This window comes from Halanaerobium salsuginis (assembly GCF_900114545.1).
GTDB classification, from domain to species: Bacteria; Bacillota; Halanaerobiia; order Halanaerobiales; family Halanaerobiaceae; genus Halanaerobium; species Halanaerobium salsuginis.
Genome location: NZ_FOTI01000089.1, coordinates 1 through 2,082, shown reverse-complemented (window position 1 = coordinate 2,082; position 2,082 = coordinate 1). Strand labels below are relative to the sequence as shown.

Genomic DNA, 2,082 nt, shown 5'->3' with positions numbered 1-2,082 from the left:
CTAAGTATTTAAGAGTAATTCAAAAAAAACAAAGAGATAACATGATTCAAACGGTGCTATTTAGATTTCACAACATTTGTCAAAGAACCAAAATTTTTAAATTTATATCTTATTAATTAAAAGATTTAATTTAAAAGAATTATACTAAAAGTAAAAGAACACCTTAATAAGGTGTTCTCTAAATAAAGATATTTATTAAACTTTACAGATATTGATACGATTTTATTACCTGACCATCATCTAAATTAAAAATTGTTATTTGGCCATCTTTTATACTAGCCAGAGTTGCTTGTTTAGGAGTTTGCTTTGGCAGAGAAATGCTTCCTGGATTAAGCAATATTATTCCTGATTCTTTTTTTATCTGGGGAACATGAGTATGTCCATAAATAAGGATTTGGGCTCCAAATCGTCTGGCAAACTCTGCTCTTTTTGCATCAGTATCATGTTGATAGCCGTGATACATTACAATTCTCAAGCCATTATCCTCTACTACGGTAAACTCTGGTAGTGGATATGGCAGCACCCAATCGTCTACCAAGGCATCAACATTACCTTTAACAGCTAACAAGTTATAATCAACTTTATTTATCAATTCAACCAGGCCTTTAGTATCATAACCTTCTGGCAAAGGATTACGAGCTCCATGATATAATAAATCACCAGCATGAAGGATCATATCTGCCTGATCAAAGTAGCCTTCAGCTTGTCTCCAACTAGTTAAACTACCATGTGAATCACTCATTACTATAAAGTTCATAGCATCAGCCTCCTTCTGATAATTATCTTACCTTAAATAAGGCTGGTTTACAAGAATATATTTTATCTTAAATATAATTATAAAAATCAAGAATTATTATTGTTATATAAAAATTCATTTAACGTTTTATCTACCTCATCACTTTTATTATCTGTTAGTATCTCACCACCCAATTTAATAAAGTAGCCAAATTGTTCATTTTTTTCTAACTCCATAATCTTAAATATAACTTTTGAAGGAAACCTATTGTTATTATTTTGATATTTTTTATTCAGTTTATTAACAGGAATACCAAACCCAACTAATTCAGCAAGTTTTTTATTTCCTCTAAATTCTTCATATTTATTTTCCATTTCTTTCAATATGTTTTGTTTTTTTTCTGTTCTAAATTTAAAAATATTTCCTTCGGCTAGATTCGATATTTTTTTAGTTAGATTACTATTCATTTTATGATTGTCTATAATTCCATTATAAAATTTTTTTATTTCTTCAAATGTATAATATTCAGGGAAAGAAATATTAAACTCATCTATTCCTTTACAATCAGTAACAATAAAATTTCCTCCACCTTTTCTACTTCTTGTACCCATCCCACCAAATAACATTAAAATTTTAAATGTTTTAAGAACTTCATTTATTATATTTTTATCTTTGTTTTTAAATATAAATGATATTTTGAATGCTGTTCCAGGCTTATAAAATTTATCATTATTTGGTATGGAAGCTTTTGAATAGAATAAATATTTTTCGTTAATTTCACTTTTATTGTTATTTGGATTACACTCAGCAATTTTTTCTTTAATCATTTCAACCAATACTGTGAATTTAGATTTAATATTTTTATCTTTTCCTTCTTCTTTATAAAATCTGCCAAAAATTTTAGCCTCTTCTTTTCTCATCTCAGAAATAGAATTGTATCTATGACAATTTGCAGCCCGCCACCAAAATCTCATTAAACCTTTTATGGAACTTGACCTAATTTCTAGATTATTATTTGCTCCATATATAAATAATGGGGTTAGTGTTTTACAGTTTAATTCTATTTTTCCATAATTATCACACCTCAGTATTTTACTAATCCGCAAAACACGTTTAGCACCTTTATCTTTTTTAGATTTATCTTTTAATTCTTCTAGTGGAAGCTCATTATATTCATTCCATTCTCCTCTCGAATTTAATTCTTTTTTTATTTCTTCAGCTATGTCTATTTGCTCTTCTTTATTAAATTTATCGGTTCTTTGACAAATGTTGTGAAATCTAAATAGCACCGTTTGAATCATGTTATCTCTTTGTTTTTTTGAATTACTCTTAAATACTTAGCAATG

2 protein-coding genes are annotated in these 2,082 nt (G+C 27.6%); both read right to left on the bottom strand.

Annotation, left to right across the window (positions count from 1 at the left end; genetic code table 11):
• Positions 1–202: 202 nt before the first annotated feature.
• A complete protein-coding gene (gene yfcE, locus BMZ74_RS14265) occupies positions 203–757 on the bottom strand; it encodes a phosphodiesterase (protein WP_089862871.1) in 555 nt (184 codons plus the stop codon).
• A gap of 86 nt (positions 758–843) precedes the next feature.
• Positions 844–2,025, bottom strand: coding sequence for a type III-B CRISPR module RAMP protein Cmr1 (gene cmr1 / locus BMZ74_RS14260; protein ID WP_177181470.1), 1,182 nt, complete (start codon positions 2,023–2,025; stop codon positions 844–846).
• Positions 2,026–2,082: the final 57 nt, after the last annotated feature.